Here is a 14,637-nt window from a genome sequence, read left to right on the forward strand (position 1 = left end):
TTTCGAAGAAAGAGGCGCGGTTGAGCGAGCAGTCGGCGTATTCCGCGGATTGAAGAGGGGGAAAACATGAGGATGCCAACCCTGGATGACCCGTCGAGAAATGAAGATTTCAGTGTTGTTCGCGCTTTGGGCGAAGCACCGAGCTTCCAGCCGGGAGAGCGCGTTCGGATACTCACGCGTCATCCGATCGGTCACTATCGGGTGCCGATCTATCTGCGCGGAAAGGAGGGATCCATTGAAGCTGTGATCGAGCCGGCTGCAGTCGACAACGAAGAAGAGGGCTTCGGACGGAATGCCGGGTCGAAGCGGCATTACTATCGCGTGGCGGTTCCGATGACAGAGATATGGCCCGCCTATGCGGGTTCAGCCCGAGACGGGCTGCGCATCGAAGTCTTCGAGACCTGGCTTGAGAGGATCTGAATATGGTTGAGGGCGATCATAACCACAGCCATGGCGATCATGATCATGATCATGATCACGACGAGATCTCGCTGACCGGCAAGCCAGGCTACTACGACATCATGGAAACGGCTGTCCGTGAGCTTCTGATCGAGCGAAAGCTGATCCGTGCAGAGGAAATCCGAGGCCAGATCGAAGTCATCGACTCGAGGACCCCGGCGCTCGGTGCAAAAGTCGTCGCCCGGGCCTGGGTTGATCCAGCCTTCAAGGTGCGTCTTCTGGAGAACGGCCGCACCGCATGCGAGGAACTCGGCATCAGCTTCTACGACGACACCCAACTCATCGTTCTCGAAAACACGCCCGACGTCCATAATCTGATCGTTTGTACCCTGTGCTCATGCTACCCACGGCCTGTTCTCGGCCTGCCTCCGGATTGGTACAAGCTGAAACCCTACAGAGCACGCGCTGTGTCCGAACCCCGCGCCGTTCTCGCTGAATTCGGGACGAACATCCCGGACGACGTCGAAGTTCGGGTGAGCGATTCAACAGCCATCGTGCGCTATCTGGTGTTGCCCATGCGGCCGGACGGCACTGGAGACTATAGCGAGCAGCAACTGGCCGATCTTGTCACGCGCGATGCGATGATTGGCGTGATCCCCGTCAGACTTGAGCAGTGAGGTCCACCATGACTGACACGCAGCATATTGTGCGCCGCCTGCCCAACGATATCGGTGGGTTGCCGGCCGATCCTGTTCAGCAGGTTGATCACGAACTCGAGCCCTGGGAAAAGCGCTGTCATGCCTTGGCCGACGTCCTGGATTTCCACAAAATCATAAACACCGAAGAAAAGCGCTACGGCGTCGAGGCTCTCGGCGCCGAGATGGTAGGAAAGCTCAGCTACTATGAGCGCTGGATCGTGGCCTTCGCCAATATCCTCTTCAGGAAGGGAATTCTCACGCCAACCGAACTTGCGCTGAAAATGAAAGAGATCGAGGAGCGATGAGGGCCGAACCCTCAAATGCCAAGGACACTTCAGTAAACCTGCATCAAACGTCGACTGTTTAGGCGATGAAGAGCGAAGTGAACGAATGCCAGCTGACGCGGAAACAATTCGGTTCCAGACCTCTTTCGGGTTTCAGTCGACGGCCACAGAAGTTGCGGCCGACATTGGTCTCACCGGCAAGCGGATCATCATCACCGGTGGTGCCGCCGGTATCGGCCTCGAGACCGCCCGTGTCCTGGCCAGTGCAGGTGCCGAAGTCACGCTGGCTGTAAGGCGGCCGGCGGCGGCGCTTGAAGTCGCCGAGGACTTGCGCCGAACCACCGGTAACCAGGCAATTCAGGTGCGGCAGCTTGATCTGTCGGACCTCCGCTCCGTCCACTCATTTGTGGATGACTGGGCCGGCGCGGTCCATGTCCTGATCAACAATGCCGGTATCATGGCCGTGCCGGAGCTCGAGCGGACACCGCAGGGCTTCGAGCTGCAATTCGGCACCAATTATCTCGGTCATTTCGCGCTGGCGCAGGGGCTGCACCGCTTCCTGGCGGCAGCGAATGGCGCACGCGTCGTCTCGGTCAGTTCCAGCGGCCACTTTTTCTCCCCGGTCCTTTTCGATGACCTCGGCTTTGACTTCGTGCCTTACACCCCGATTGGGGCCTATGGTCAGTCGAAGTCGGCGACCGCGCTCCTCTCGGTCGGGATCACACAAAACTGGACCGGTGATGGTATCCTGTCGAACGCGCTCAACCCCGGCGCCATCGCGACCGGACTTCAGAAGCATACCGGCGGCCTGAGAACCCCAGTCGAGCGTCGGAAGACGCCTGAGCAGGGCGCCGCTACAACTGTACTGCTGGCCGCCTCCCCTGTACTGGATGGGGTCAGCGGGCGCTATTTCGAGGACTGCAACGAGGCTCAACCCGTCGCCAAGCGTCCAACCGATTTTACAGGGGGATACGCCCGCTACGCTCTCGATCCTGGCAATGCCGCCAAGCTCTGGGATGTGTCGCTGCGGCTTATCAAGGATGCCGGCATCAGTCGGTGAATAGGGGCTCTTGGGGAATTGATTAGAGAATTCCCACTGCTCCTTCAGCCCATATGACGATCACAGCGGCAATGATCGCAGCACCGATACTCTTACGGTATCTGTTACTTAGGGTCTTCCACACCACCGCTTCGTAAAGTAACCCGGCGCTGCCTAGGAGAACGGCAGCACAGGCGAAATCAAAGCTTGTCCAGGATACCTCATCCGTGAACTGCATGGCCAGCAGAGGGATAAGGAGAATTACCCCTATCCCAGCCCACATGATCACCTGCCGCATGTGTTCAGGAGAACTGCCGTGGCGCATCGTCCTTATCTGCCTTCTAAGCAGCTTAAAGCTTAGCCATTTTGTGAGCTTATCTTCGCCTCGATCAATTAAGAAGAGTCGCCTTTAGTACTTAAATGGAGCTTTAGCCTCGGACCAGCGCCTCAGACATCCGCTGGCAAGCTCTGGCAGGATTCGGGCTGTGCATATCGGGAGTGATGCTTGCCGATGAGAAACGGCGATGGGCAACAGGATGATGCCGCTCATGCTAAACTGTTTGGGCGCAGCTTTTCATGCCCCCGTGTATAGAAGATCAGCATGATCTGGGCGGCATCGCCGACCAGACATACGCGCTCGTTTTAAATGGGCGGTGCCAATCGAGAGTGAGAGGAATAATCTCCTATTGGAACAACCCGTGGCGTTTGTTGCCGTTCGATGCAGCAGGAACGCCCGCTCGGGCCTCTTCTTTATTGTCAGGTAGCGGGGTTCTCCACTTGGGATAGTCCATCAACCCAGATCCGCCACGTGCTCCAACGCGTCTTCCATGGCTCCGATCGCGAATGAGAGGCTGTCGTCGTCCACCATCGTGGCAAGTGCCATGACGCCGCCCGGGGCGACGGAGACTCCATTGTTGAAGCACGCAAGCTGAAACAGCACCGATAGGCCGAGTGCGGAAGGATCGTCTTCGTGACGGACAGGATCCGTGAGGAACGCGATCCCCGCCACCGATCCTTCCCCGGTCACTGCCACGGGCAAGCCGATCGCATCCGCCTTCGACTGGAGACTGTGGCGCAGACGCTCCATGCGCTTATCCATGCCCGTGATTGCAGCCTCCGTCAGATCTCGCATGGCGATATGGCCAGCGGTTGCCCCGATACGATTGCCGTTGAACGAGCCGCCATGAAAGATCGCGCCGGGTTTCGTGGGATCGAGCGACTCCATGACGCTTCTTCGGCCGGCCACCACGCCGACAGGCGTTCCGCCGCCGACAAACTTGCCCAGAATGGTGATATCGGGATCAAGCGAGAATTTTTCGGCGGAACCGCCCACCGCAAGGCGGAACATCAGGCAGTCGTCGATCATGAAGAGGCTGCCATGCTTCCGGGCGAGGGCCTGCACCCCTTCGAGAAATCCGGGCTCCGGCGGCACCACGCGCCCGGTGAACATGATGGGCTCGAGGATGATGGCCGCAACTCGAGAGCCGTGCTCGGCCATGACGGTCTCGAAGGCAGGCAAATCGTTGAAGGGCGCAACCAGCGAACGTCCGGGCATGTCGCCGACGCCATAGAGGCCTGCCTCCAGGTCGGGGTAGCTGCCGTGATATGCCCTTTCGGCCTTCAACAACAATGGGCGACCGGTGACGGCACGGGCCACGCGCACCGCGATCATGCCCGCCTCCGATCCCGTATTGGTGAATCGCAGCAATTCAGCATTGGGCAGCCGCCTCTGCAGCGTCTCTGCAAACTCGACAAGTTCAATGGAAGCGCTCCCCAAGGCACTTCCGTCGAGAAGTTTTGCGGCGATCGCCTCTCTGATGGGCGCGTAGTTGTGGCCGTGGATGATGCTGAGTCCGTTGTAGAAGAGATCGAAATACCTGTTGCCGTCCAGGTCCCAGAGCCAGGGGCCATCGCCGCGCGCGAAGGACAGCGGGTAGGGCGGATGAAAGACCGTGGTCCGGGTGTTGCCGCCGGGAAGGACCAGCGACGCGCGCTCGGCAAAGTCAGCTGACTTGGGCGTGCGGCGCCGGAACTCGCGCTCCAGGGACGTGTCGACGAGCTTTGCATTCGTCATGGGGGCCTCTCAGCGGCGATGGGCAGTCAGTTCGATTTCCAGCAGAGCCTCTGCATGAAAGAAACGGCACAACAGGTCCGAGCGTGCATAGGTTGCCGTCCCTGCCCAATTGCGCTCGATCCTCCGGACAATGTCCAGATGCTCTCGCTCGCGACAGAAAATGCGGCTGGTGATGACATCGGACCAGCCGCAACCTGCGGCGTCCAGCATCTTGTCCATAAACTGAAGAACGTGGCGCGCCTGTCCTTCGATGTCGCCGACAAAGACGATCTCGTCCTTGTCGTCATTCGCGATTTCTGCCTGCAAATGAACCAGGCGGCCGATCTTCAGGGCATGCGGGACCCCTGGCGTATCGACCATGGCATTGGTGTTCACGCTGACTTTCGTTCCACTGGCCGCTTCCATGTCGACGGCGATGATCCAGTCTCGACCAGCTTGTCCGCTGGGATCCGAGCCGTCGCAAGCCACCGAGGTGGAAGTAAACCTTCCCGCGGGTACGAAGGACTGTCGCCCTTCCCGGACATGATTGAAGTCTACGCTGGTGTCGGTGATAAACTGTCGGACGCGAACCAGATCGCGCCATGGGATCGCGGCTTCCTTCAGAATGGTGTCGAATTCCCCATAGATGGTCGCCGTTTGCGCTGCCAGGGTACCTCGCTCGCCATGACCCTGTCCGTAGGCGCGGCGGCTGCCGGCATAGACGTGGCGCCCCACTTTCACGCCCGGAGCCCAGGCACGGCCATGCCCATCGTGGTCAACCGTCGAACCGAGGACACGCTTCTCGGAACCGACATGGGCAATCAACTCGACCTGGAGGCGGCTGCCAGCTTTGGCAAGCCCGAAGCAAATATCAGTTCCAGCCTGCTGGCGCAGCGGCAGATATTCCGCCATGACGGTTTTTAGACCGTCGAACTCTTCTGTCGATGCACCGGGCGGGGCGAAAAAGTGATTCACCTTCGCGACGTCTCGCCACTGTGCGCCCGCAGTTTGCAGGATTCGGTCCAGGTTAGCGTAGATCTGGCGCGCCTGGGCGACAATGTCTCCCGGAGCAATAAGCCGGTTGTTCCGATCTAGAGCCTCGATACAGGATGTATAAACGATCTCGTCGATCCTGACGGCATGGGCATAGGGTGCGGCATCGTAGAGATCCGGCACCATGATACTGAGTTTTTTCAAGATTTGGCCTTTCTTTGACTCTTTCTATTGCTCGATCAGGATTAGGTCGTCTGCGGCGAGAGTTTGCCGGTATGAACTAGCTGGCCTGAGCTTGCCGAACTCCGAACGATGATGATTTCGGGGTCGCCGTTTCAGGGCCATCAAGCCTGGCATTCACCACGGACTCGTCTAAACACAGTCGTGACATGACCAGCATCATCAGTGACCGCTCGACGGACCTCGGGTTGAGATTTTGCGCACCAGTCACGTTGTGCAGAGCGAGTCCGTTCACATAGGCGTCCAGCTCGGCCACGAGTTCCCGCACTTCTGTCTTCCGCGCCCTGCTCGTGGGGTCTATGTCGTAAATCAGCTCCATGATCATTTGCTCGAATAGATCCCGACGCTCTTTGATAACTGCCGCCAGTTCCTTTGAGTGCATCCCCTCCGCCAAGGCCCAGCCCCAGATCTTAGAGCCGATATAACCCATGCCTTTTTGATCCAGCAGGCCGACCCTGAAGATCTGGGACAGCTTGTCGAGAGGTGTCGGAGCTCTTGCCATCGCAGTCCTCATGGAGGACTGAAACCACTCGGACGCGTAGATCAGAGTATCGACCATCAGAACGGTCTTGTTCTTGTAGTAATGGTTGACCATTCCGGTACTCACCTTTGCCGCCTTCGCGACGTCAGCCAGTGTCGTTTTGTTGAACCCGCGCTTTGCAATCATCTTGCTGGCGGCCTTCCTGATCTGATCCCGCCGGATGGGTTCCATTCCAAGCTTCGGCATGTAGTCCTTCTTCCGCCCCATCCTTGCCGTTGCGCCGGTTTCGATTTTGATGCCCGGTTTTTCGGAAAACACCGCCCGGCTAATTCAGCACGATCTTCACACGAGGATTTCGCAAGCACCCACCCTTGGCCCGGGCCGATTGGACATCGATTTTCTAACAAGAAGCACTGTGGTGTTCGCAAAACGACCACCCTTTGTTACTTGACATAAATCAGAACTCCTGCCTAGCATTTTATACCGTATGATCGATATGCAAAAACTCCGACGTCGGTGAAATGGGGAGTGTGCCATGAGCAGTTTTTCTAGCGGAGTTCGTCTATTTGCCCGGCGTCTTGCCGCTTCTTCCGCAGTCGCAGGTGTTCTTTTTTTTGGCGTTACCACTGCCACTTTTGCCGAAACGGTACTGACCTATGTGAGCTTCGGCGGTGCCCTGCAGAAGGCAGAACAGCAGGCGTGGCTCGAGCCCTTCATGAAAGCCAATCCGGACGTCAAAATCGTCTATGACATCATTGACTATGCCAAGCTAAAAGCCATGGTTGAGTCTGGAAATGTCGTCTGGGATCTGGCCGTGGTAGCAAATGACTTCGGCATGGAATCCGACGCACCAATGCTTGAAAAGATTGATTGCGATCTTGTCCCGTGCGCCGAACTTCAGCCCGACAAGTACATGACGACAGGCTATCGCGCAGGTCATTCAAATTCTGGCCTCGCGATCGGGTACAACACGGACAAGGTCCCTGCCGACAAGGCGCCGAAGAATTGGGCTGATTTCTTCGATACCGAGAAGGTGCCAGGCAAGCGTGTGCTGATGAACGACGCCAGCTCTTATGTCTTCGAGCAGGCTCTTCTTGGTGATGGTGTCGCGCCAAAGGATCTGTATCCCTTAGATCTTGATCGCGCAGTGAAGAAGCTTGAGGCTCTCGGTGATGACCTGGTCGTTGCACCCAGTTATCAGGGTTGCGCTGAGTTGGTGGCATCTGGAGAAGCCGTCATGGGCGGCTGCTGGACCGGTCGCTTTACGGATCTCATGAAGAATGCCAAAGCACCCATCGCAGTCGAATGGAACCAAGGAATTGTCTCTCCTGGTTACTTGGTGATCCCAAAGGGTACCAAGAACAAGGATCTCGCAATGAAGCTCGCCGCTTTTATCACGGCGGCAGACAATAATGGGACACTTTCGAACTTCATTGATTATGGTCCCATAAACATCAAGTCGCTCGACAAGGTCGACCCAGAGAAAAAACCTTTTCTACAATCAAGTTACACTGAGGAGTCCGTATTCTTGGACGATGCCTGGTATGATAAAAATCGCGCCGAAGTGAACAGACGCTGGACTGAATGGCTGGCCGGTGTGAACTGAGACTTCTTCAGCCTCTCCCGATATCGGGAGAGGACCTCTCGGCACACGAAGGGGCGCGCGATCCGTGAGCTACCCGGCAATCAATGCGGTGACCAGAGAGCGTGGCTCATATTGGAAGCTTCGCCTGTCGTCCGGTTGGCTCATTTTGCCGGCGATGATGTTCGTGGTGGCCTTCTTCATCATCCCGCTGCTGGTGATGGTGGAACGCAGCCTCTTCGACCCGTCGCCGGAAAACTACTCCAGGTTTTTTGAATCCTCTGTCTACCCGCGTGCCATGTTCTTCACGCTATGGATGGCGGCCCTGGTGACGGCCTTATGCCTCGCGCTCGGCTTCCCTTACGCATATCTCACTTACCGTCTTGCCGGGACCTGGCAGTGGGTTCTCATCGTCCTCGTTCTTCTGCCATTCTGGTCAAGCCTTCTGGTGCGGACCTATGCGTGGACCATTTTGTTGAGAGATTCGGGCCTGATCAACTGGGCGCTGATCGGCACCGGACTCATCGATCGTCCGGTGAAATTGATGGGCAACACATTGGGGATCGTCGTCGGGATGACCCACGTCCTGCTTCCCTTCATGGTGCTTCCGATCATCGCGGCTATGCGGCGCTTTGATGAAAATCTTTTCCTAGCGGCATCCGGCCTTGGAGCACCACCATTGACGGCATTCTGGCGCATATTCTTTCCTCTCTGCCTGCCGGGTGTTCTTGCGGGATGCCTTTTGGTGTTCGTCTTGGCGGTTGGATTTTACATCACCCCTGCCATCTTGGGCGGCCGCACGGCCTTTTTCAGTCTTCTCATCGTGATGCAGGTCAACAAGCTTCTCGATTTTGGGTTTGGGAGCGCCCTCGGTGTGATCCTGTTGCTGGTGGTACTAGCGGCTGTGGCGCTGGGAAGCCGACTGGTCCGTCTGGAAACTCTGTTCGACCAGGGGCAGAAATAGGCCGATGTCAACAGCACCCAAATGGTGGCTCTACGTCCTTGGCGCCTTTGTCGGAATTTTCCTCATCGCCCCATCGATCATTATCGTTGTCATGTCGTTCTCCGCTGGCAAGCTGCTCTCTTTCCCGCCGCCGGGTTTCGGACTCGAATGGTACGCCTATTTCTTCAGCTCTGAACAATGGCTCGGCTCGGCCCTGAATAGCCTGCAGATCGGCGCAGTGTCGGCATTGATCGCCTCCGTGCTGGGGACTCTTGCTGCCTATGCTTTGGTTCGCGGCCGGGTTTGGGGAGGCAGTGCCATCAAGGCGATCATCATTAGCCCAATGATCGCACCCCTGGTGGTCACCGCCATCGGCATGTATTTCGCCTATCAGAGCTATGGACTGAGCTCCTACTCCGGCTTGGTTGCAGCCCACACCGTGATGGGCCTGCCCTTTGTTGTAATCACCGTCGCGGCTTCTCTGCACGGCGTTGACCCAGACTTGGAGCGCGCGGCGCAGAACCTCGGCGCGACCCCTCTTCGCGGTTTCATCAGAATAACTCTGCCGCTGATCATGCCGGGTGTCATGGTCGGCGCCCTGTTCGCCTTCATCACATCCTGGGACGAAGTCGTCATTGCACTCTTTCTCACCACCCCGGCCTTGCGCACGCTGCCTGTTACCATGTGGCAGCAGGCGAATTTCACCATGGACCCCACGATTGCCGCAGCCGCAAGTCTGCTGACCGCAGTGACGCTGATCCTGCTTCTGGCGGTGCTGACGGGCCGTCGGCTCAGTGTCATGGCAAGCGATCGAGCGGCTTCATGAATACGACCGGCAAACTCTCAATCAGGGGGCTCAACAAGCACTTTGGATCGCTGCAGATCCTGCGCGATGTCTCCCTTGAGGCAAATGCTGGGGAATTCATTACTCTGCTCGGACCCTCCGGCTCCGGGAAGACCACGACGCTTCGTATCGTCGCTGGCTTTATGGCGGCGTCGAGCGGTGAGGTCGTCCTGGATGATGCTGATCTGACTGACGTCCCCCCGCACAAGCGCGACATCGGGATGGTGTTTCAGAATTATGCCTTGTTCCCTCACTTGTCCGTGGAGCGGAACATCGCCTTCCCTCTCGAGATGCGAGGCCTGTCGAAGGCGGTGATCCGGCAGAAGTTGGAATCGGCGCTCGAACTCGTGCATCTCTCCGGTTTCGGTAAGCGCAAGCCGCAGCAGCTTTCGGGCGGTCAGCAGCAGCGGGTCGCCTTGGCGCGAGCGCTGGTCTTCGAACCGAAACTTCTGCTGATGGACGAGCCTCTCGGCGCGCTCGATCGGCAACTACGTGAATCTATGCAGATCGAGATCATGAAGATCTGCCGCGATGTCGGCCATACGGCCCTGTACGTGACACACGACCAGGAAGAAGCATTGGCGATGAGCGATCGGATCGCCGTCTTCAACGCTGGTCGCATCGAGCAGATCGGCACGCCCGAAGAGGTCTACAAGAAGCCCGCAAGTCTCTTCGTTGCTACCTTCATCGGTGAGTCCACCACCTTTGAAGGCGTGTTGCAATCCGGGTCGCTGGTCTGCGGTGGAATGACTTTGCCGGTCGGCGACCGAGCGGTTCGGCGTGTCGGCCTCCGGGATGGCGACGCCGCCGCCATCGTCTTGCGACCCGACATGCTTCGGCTGAGGCCGGTCGGCGCTACGGTCTCAGACGGCACCATGGCCACAGTGCGAGGGCGCGTCGAAAGCCATGTCTATCTGGGGACGACGCGCAAATATGTGGTGGCGTTAAGGGGTGGGCAGACGGCCCTGATCCGGACTCCCGCCGATGATGCGGACGCGCTTTCCATCGTTCTCGGCGAAGAGGTTGGCGTCTCCTGGGACGTGAACCGGGCGGTGGTTGTGCCGCTGAGGGCGAACGCCAGCGAGACCATGACCGGGGCTACCATCGCGTCCGATCCAACTCAGGTGTCGGTTCCCGGCCCTTTGAAGGCAAGCATGTAAAGTTTAATCTATGGAGAATTTCATGGCGCATCCCAACAAGGGCAAGATAATGACCGTGCTCGGCCCCGTGGAGCCTGACGCGATCGGCATCACCCAGATGCACGAGCATATGATCATTGATTTTCTGGCCGTGGGCCTGGATGCCCAGGGGAGTCATGCTGCCGCCGTGGCGGGCGCCGACAGTGTCGGTATCGATTGGTTCGAGCCGATCTCGCTGTCGAATTATTATGCCGTCCGCCGCAATCCCTTCCTATTGAAGGAGGCTATGCAGCTTTTGGATGTGGATTTGGTAACGGCGGCTCTGCAGGACTATCGTAAAGCCGGCGGCAGTTGTGTGGTCGAGGTAACCCCGATCGGTGTCGGCAGAAATCCTGGCATGCTCAGGAAGATGTCCGAAGCAACCGGATTGCATGTGGTGATGGGAACGGGCTTTTACGTCCGCGATTTCCAACCGCCGGAATTTGCGACCATGGATGAGGAGGCGATCGCTGACGTCATCCTCAAGGACATTGAAGAGGGGGCTGGCTCACCCGCAGTCCGTCCCGGTATCGTCGGCGAGATCGGCATGGCCTGGCCCATGCATCCCCAGGAGATCAAGGCATTGCGGGCGGCCGCCAAGGCACAGCAGCGCACCGGACTGGGGTTGAGCATACATCCTGGACGCGACGTGCAGGCACCGCTGGAGGCGATCCGGATTGTCGAGGAGGCAGGCGGAGATCCTACGCGGACGATCATCTGCCATCTGGACAGGACGATTTTCGAGACGAAGGACTTTCTCAGCCTTGCCAAGACCGGCTGCTATTGCGAGCAGGATTTGTTCGGTTGGGAGACACGCCATTATCCGTTGTCAGACATCGACATGCCCAATGACGCAATTCGGGTCGACAACATCATGGCGCTGGCCGATGCAGGGCACTTGGACCAGGTGCTGGTCTCGCACGACGTCGATTCCAAGCTGCGGCTGAAGCCATATGGGGGCGAGGGTTACCAGCACATCATAGAGAACGTGATCCCGGTCATGCGTCGGAAAGGTCTGTCCCAGGCTGATATCGACCGTATCATGATCGAGAATCCCCGCCGCGTGTTGACCATCAGTTGAGGAGACAGCCAATGGACGTTGCGCGTCATAATCCGCCGACAATGATGAAGCCGTTTGGAAGCTATTGCCAGTCTGCACGGCGCGGCAATATCGTCGCGACCGCTGGCGTGGCTGCCATCGACAAGAACGGGCAGATCGTCGGGATCGGGGACATCGAGGCCCAGACGACAGCGACTCTGAACAATCTCAAGCTTGCCCTTGAAGCGGCCGGGGCCAGCATTTCGGATGTGCTGAAGGTGACGTGCTTCATCACTGATTTTGAGCATTACAAAGGGTTCAACAAGGCCTTCGACGCCTATTTTGCCGATCACCCGCCGGCGCGCGCCACGGTGAGAGCGGATCTGGTACTGAAGGAACTTCTGATTGAGATCGATGCCATTGCCGTCGTCGCCTGAGATCGATCTCAACCGTCCGCTACCGATCTCGATTCTCACGGGATTCCTCGGCAGCGGCAAGACGACGGTGTTGCGTCATCTGCTTCGCCAGCCGGAGATGGCGCGCACCGCTGTGGTGATCAATGAGTTTGGTGAGGTCGGTCTCGACCAACACCTGATCGGCAGGACGATCGACGATCAGACCGTCCTGCTCGATAGCGGATGCTTGTGCTGTACGATCAAGGATGACCTCATCCGCACCTTGCGGCAGTTGCATGTGCGAAGAGCGGCGGGCGAGGTCCCCCCATTCGATCGCATGGTCGTGGAGACGACCGGACTAGCCGATCCCGCCTCGATCATTCACAGTCTGCTCACAGATCAATTACTGGCCGACTGCTACCGTCTTGACGGCGTACTCGCCACCGTCGACGCTGCCATGGGCGCCGCCACGCTCGAGGCTCACGAGGAGGCCGTCAAACAGGTCGCGATGGCGGACCGCCTATTGTTGACAAAGACCGATCTCACCTCGGATCTCTCTGATGGCAGCCTTCGTCACCGCATGAAGGCGCTCAACCCGGCCGCCACGATCCTGGAGGCAATTGACGGTGTCGTCGCGCCCAGCGATTTGTTTAACGCGGGTTATTACGACCCAGAGACGAAGAGCACTGATGTTCGGCGCTGGCTCGCAATCGAATCATACAGTGACCATACCGATGGCTCCAGGGATCATGACCATTTGGCTCACCATGCCGCTCATCAAGCGGACATCCGGTCCTTCTGTCTGACCTTCGACGCTCCCTTCGAAAGTGACGCCTTCGTCAAGACCATTCGTTCAATAATCTCTCGGCACGGCAAGGACTTGCTTCGCATAAAGGGCATTCTCTCCCTCTCCGGTCAGTCTCAGCCCGTCGTCCTTCACGCTGTTCAGCATCTATTGCACCCCCCGGTCTTGCTGGATGCATGGCCTGATCAAGATCACTCATCGCGGATCGTCTTCATCACCAAAGGTGTCGAACGTGAAACAATCGAGGAAGCATTTCGCAGCCACCCATTGGTCGCGATCCCAGTGATCAAGACTTCTTGACCTAGCCACCAAGACACCATAATTTAAACCGATTGGTCGATATTTAAAAAAGCGAGAGCATCGGTGCCGGATCATCGCCTGTCGTCTGAGGCTGCCACTCTCCTGGCTGATCTTCGCCGCTACGCCGCTGAACCTTTGGACGCGACACGCACCACGCCGCCGGCCGCGTATAACAGCCAGGAAATTTATGACCTCGAGATGCGGCAGATCTTCGGCAAGGGATGGGTTTGCCCCGGATTTGCCGCCGATATCCCTAACACAGGTGATTACATCACCTATTCAATTGTCGATCAGCCGGTATTTGTCATCCGTGACAGGGACGGCGCTATCCGAACATTCTCGAATGTCTGTCTCCATCGGATGATGATACTGCTGGAAGGCAGCGGTAGCACACGCAAGATCATGTGCCCCTACCATGCCTGGACCTATGATCTCGACGGCGCCCTTATCGGCGCAGGCCATATGCAGAAGACCACCGGCTTCGACCGCAAGGAATATTGCCTGCCCGAAATTCGCACCGAAATTTGGAATGGCTGGATCTACATCACGCTGAACCCCGATGCGCCTAGCATTTCGGAGGAACTTGCCCCCCTGGATCCCTTACTGGCCCGCTATGGGATGGCAAGCTACGTGCCGGTGATCCATCAGGATCAGGTCTGGCAGACTAATTGGAAGCTGCTGACGGAAAACTTCATGGAGGGCTATCACGGACCCGTTGCTCACAAGGCCACGGTCGGTGCCGGAATTAAGCTGGAGGAAACCCGGTTCCCTGAGGAACGACGAACCGCATTCACTTATTCAACCTTCACCAAGCCCGAAGGAGCGCCCTACGGCACTGCCCATCCCGACAACAGGCGGCTGGAGGGTCTTTGGCGCAGAACCGCTCTTATGCCCACGATTTTTCCCTCGCATATGTTCTCGTGCTCGCCGGATTATCTCTGGCATCTCTCATTGAGACCGAAGGGTCCCGGCGAGGTCCAGGTCCGCGTCGGCGTTGCGTTGGCACCAGAGAATTATGCAGCCATCAACGACCTCGATGCTCATCTGGCGCCCCTGATCCAGTTCTTCGATCAAGTCAATGCCGAGGACAGAATTGTCGTCGAAGGCATCTACAAGGGCTCTCTTGCGCCACTGGCCTCCAGTGGCCCTCTCAGCTGGCTGGAGCGGGAGATTCATGACTTCATGGGTTACCTTGCCAAGGCTCTTGAGCCAGAGCTGGAACAGGGGTCACCAAAAAGTTGATTTCGTGAGGGACCACTGCTGCCAGTCTGCAGAGCGCCTGCCAACTGATCCTCGGCTACATGCTCGACGATCCCGAAAGAGCAAGTGCAGCGGAGTTGGGTTTTGCTCTGATGCGCTGGGCA

15 protein-coding genes are annotated in these 14,637 nt (G+C 57.9%); 12 read left to right on the forward strand and 3 right to left on the reverse strand.

Features of this window, described 5'->3' with window-relative positions; genetic code table 11:
* Positions 1–66 precede the first annotated feature (66 nt).
* The 4 genes from FKM97_RS17700 (at position 67) to FKM97_RS17715 (ending at position 2,441) form a co-directional block, all read left to right on the forward strand.
* Positions 67–420, forward strand: coding sequence for an SH3-like domain-containing protein (locus tag FKM97_RS17700; protein WP_246105143.1), 354 nt, complete (start codon positions 67–69; stop codon positions 418–420).
* Positions 421–422: 2 nt separating this feature from the next.
* Positions 423–1,076: a nitrile hydratase subunit alpha gene (locus tag FKM97_RS17705; RefSeq protein WP_144293771.1), complete on the forward strand. Its 654-nt coding sequence runs from the start codon at positions 423–425 to the stop codon at positions 1,074–1,076.
* Between the two features lie 8 nt (positions 1,077–1,084).
* Positions 1,085–1,402 carry an SH3-like domain-containing protein gene (locus FKM97_RS17710; RefSeq protein ID WP_144293772.1) on the forward strand — a complete coding sequence of 106 codons (318 nt, stop codon included), beginning with the start codon at positions 1,085–1,087 and terminating at the stop codon, positions 1,400–1,402.
* Between the two features lie 85 nt (positions 1,403–1,487).
* Complete coding sequence (locus FKM97_RS17715; RefSeq protein WP_144293773.1) at positions 1,488–2,441, forward strand: SDR family NAD(P)-dependent oxidoreductase; 954 nt, start codon at positions 1,488–1,490, stop codon at positions 2,439–2,441.
* A 769-nt stretch (positions 2,442–3,210) separates the two neighbouring features.
* On the opposite strand, the gene FKM97_RS17725 is transcribed toward FKM97_RS17715, so the two are convergent.
* The 3 genes from FKM97_RS17725 to FKM97_RS17735 form a co-directional block, all read right to left on the reverse strand.
* Positions 3,211–4,494: an aminotransferase class III-fold pyridoxal phosphate-dependent enzyme gene (locus tag FKM97_RS17725; RefSeq protein ID WP_144293774.1), complete on the reverse strand. Its 1,284-nt coding sequence runs from the start codon at positions 4,492–4,494 to the stop codon at positions 3,211–3,213.
* A 9-nt stretch (positions 4,495–4,503) separates the two neighbouring features.
* Entirely contained in the window at positions 4,504–5,670 is a 1,167-nt protein-coding gene (locus tag FKM97_RS17730) for a RidA family protein (protein ID WP_144293775.1), read from the reverse strand.
* 76 nt (positions 5,671–5,746) lie between these two features.
* Complete coding sequence (locus FKM97_RS17735) at positions 5,747–6,433, reverse strand: TetR family transcriptional regulator (RefSeq protein ID WP_170240976.1); 687 nt, start codon at positions 6,431–6,433, stop codon at positions 5,747–5,749.
* Positions 6,434–6,722: 289 nt separating this feature from the next.
* Between FKM97_RS17735 and FKM97_RS17740 the strand changes: the two genes are divergently transcribed.
* From FKM97_RS17740 to FKM97_RS17775, 8 genes are all read left to right on the forward strand, one after another.
* Positions 6,723–7,793 (forward strand): extracellular solute-binding protein, encoded by a 1,071-nt coding sequence (locus FKM97_RS17740; protein ID WP_144293777.1) that lies wholly within the window; start codon positions 6,723–6,725, stop codon positions 7,791–7,793.
* A 64-nt stretch (positions 7,794–7,857) separates the two neighbouring features.
* Positions 7,858–8,733, forward strand: a complete 876-nt coding sequence (locus FKM97_RS17745; protein ID WP_144293778.1) for an ABC transporter permease — start codon at positions 7,858–7,860, stop codon at positions 8,731–8,733.
* 4 nt (positions 8,734–8,737) lie between these two features.
* Positions 8,738–9,538, forward strand: coding sequence for an ABC transporter permease (locus FKM97_RS17750; RefSeq protein ID WP_144293779.1), 801 nt, complete (start codon positions 8,738–8,740; stop codon positions 9,536–9,538).
* Positions 9,535–10,716, forward strand: a complete 1,182-nt coding sequence (locus FKM97_RS17755) for an ABC transporter ATP-binding protein (protein ID WP_144293780.1) — start codon at positions 9,535–9,537, stop codon at positions 10,714–10,716. The genes FKM97_RS17750 and FKM97_RS17755 overlap by 4 nt, the downstream gene beginning before the upstream one ends.
* A 22-nt stretch (positions 10,717–10,738) precedes the next feature.
* On the forward strand, positions 10,739–11,815 hold the full coding sequence (locus FKM97_RS17760) for a phosphotriesterase family protein (RefSeq protein WP_170240977.1): 1,077 nt from the start codon (positions 10,739–10,741) through the stop codon (positions 11,813–11,815).
* 11 nt (positions 11,816–11,826) lie between these two features.
* Complete coding sequence (locus FKM97_RS17765) at positions 11,827–12,210, forward strand: RidA family protein (RefSeq protein WP_144293782.1); 384 nt, start codon at positions 11,827–11,829, stop codon at positions 12,208–12,210.
* A complete protein-coding gene (locus tag FKM97_RS17770; protein ID WP_144293783.1) occupies positions 12,188–13,273 on the forward strand; it encodes a CobW family GTP-binding protein in 1,086 nt (361 codons plus the stop codon). The genes FKM97_RS17765 and FKM97_RS17770 overlap by 23 nt, the downstream gene beginning before the upstream one ends.
* Before the next feature lie 63 nt (positions 13,274–13,336).
* The gene (locus FKM97_RS17775; protein WP_205015159.1) at positions 13,337–14,515 is read left to right on the forward strand and encodes an aromatic ring-hydroxylating oxygenase subunit alpha; all 1,179 of its coding nucleotides are present in this window, start codon (positions 13,337–13,339) and stop codon (positions 14,513–14,515) included.
* Positions 14,516–14,637: the final 122 nt, after the last annotated feature.

Source organism: Rhodoligotrophos appendicifer, assembly GCF_007474605.1.
Taxonomy (GTDB): Bacteria; Pseudomonadota; Alphaproteobacteria; order Rhizobiales; family Im1; genus Rhodoligotrophos; species Rhodoligotrophos appendicifer.

Coding starts and splice junctions, on each gene's coding strand:
- FKM97_RS17700 (WP_246105143.1), top strand. CDS start 67: ATGAGGATGCCAACCCTGGATGACCCGTCGAGAAATGAAGATTTCAGT.
- FKM97_RS17705 (WP_144293771.1), top strand. CDS start 423: ATGGTTGAGGGCGATCATAACCACAGCCATGGCGATCATGATCATGAT.
- FKM97_RS17710 (WP_144293772.1), top strand. CDS start 1,085: ATGACTGACACGCAGCATATTGTGCGCCGCCTGCCCAACGATATCGGT.
- FKM97_RS17715 (WP_144293773.1), top strand. CDS start 1,488: ATGCCAGCTGACGCGGAAACAATTCGGTTCCAGACCTCTTTCGGGTTT.
- FKM97_RS17725 (WP_144293774.1), bottom strand. CDS start 4,494: ATGACGAATGCAAAGCTCGTCGACACGTCCCTGGAGCGCGAGTTCCGG.
- FKM97_RS17735 (WP_170240976.1), bottom strand. CDS start 6,433: ATGCCGAAGCTTGGAATGGAACCCATCCGGCGGGATCAGATCAGGAAG.
- FKM97_RS17740 (WP_144293777.1), top strand. CDS start 6,723: ATGAGCAGTTTTTCTAGCGGAGTTCGTCTATTTGCCCGGCGTCTTGCC.
- FKM97_RS17750 (WP_144293779.1), top strand. CDS start 8,738: ATGTCAACAGCACCCAAATGGTGGCTCTACGTCCTTGGCGCCTTTGTC.
- FKM97_RS17755 (WP_144293780.1), top strand. CDS start 9,535: ATGAATACGACCGGCAAACTCTCAATCAGGGGGCTCAACAAGCACTTT.
- FKM97_RS17760 (WP_170240977.1), top strand. CDS start 10,739: ATGGCGCATCCCAACAAGGGCAAGATAATGACCGTGCTCGGCCCCGTG.
- FKM97_RS17765 (WP_144293782.1), top strand. CDS start 11,827: ATGGACGTTGCGCGTCATAATCCGCCGACAATGATGAAGCCGTTTGGA.
- FKM97_RS17770 (WP_144293783.1), top strand. CDS start 12,188: ATGCCATTGCCGTCGTCGCCTGAGATCGATCTCAACCGTCCGCTACCG.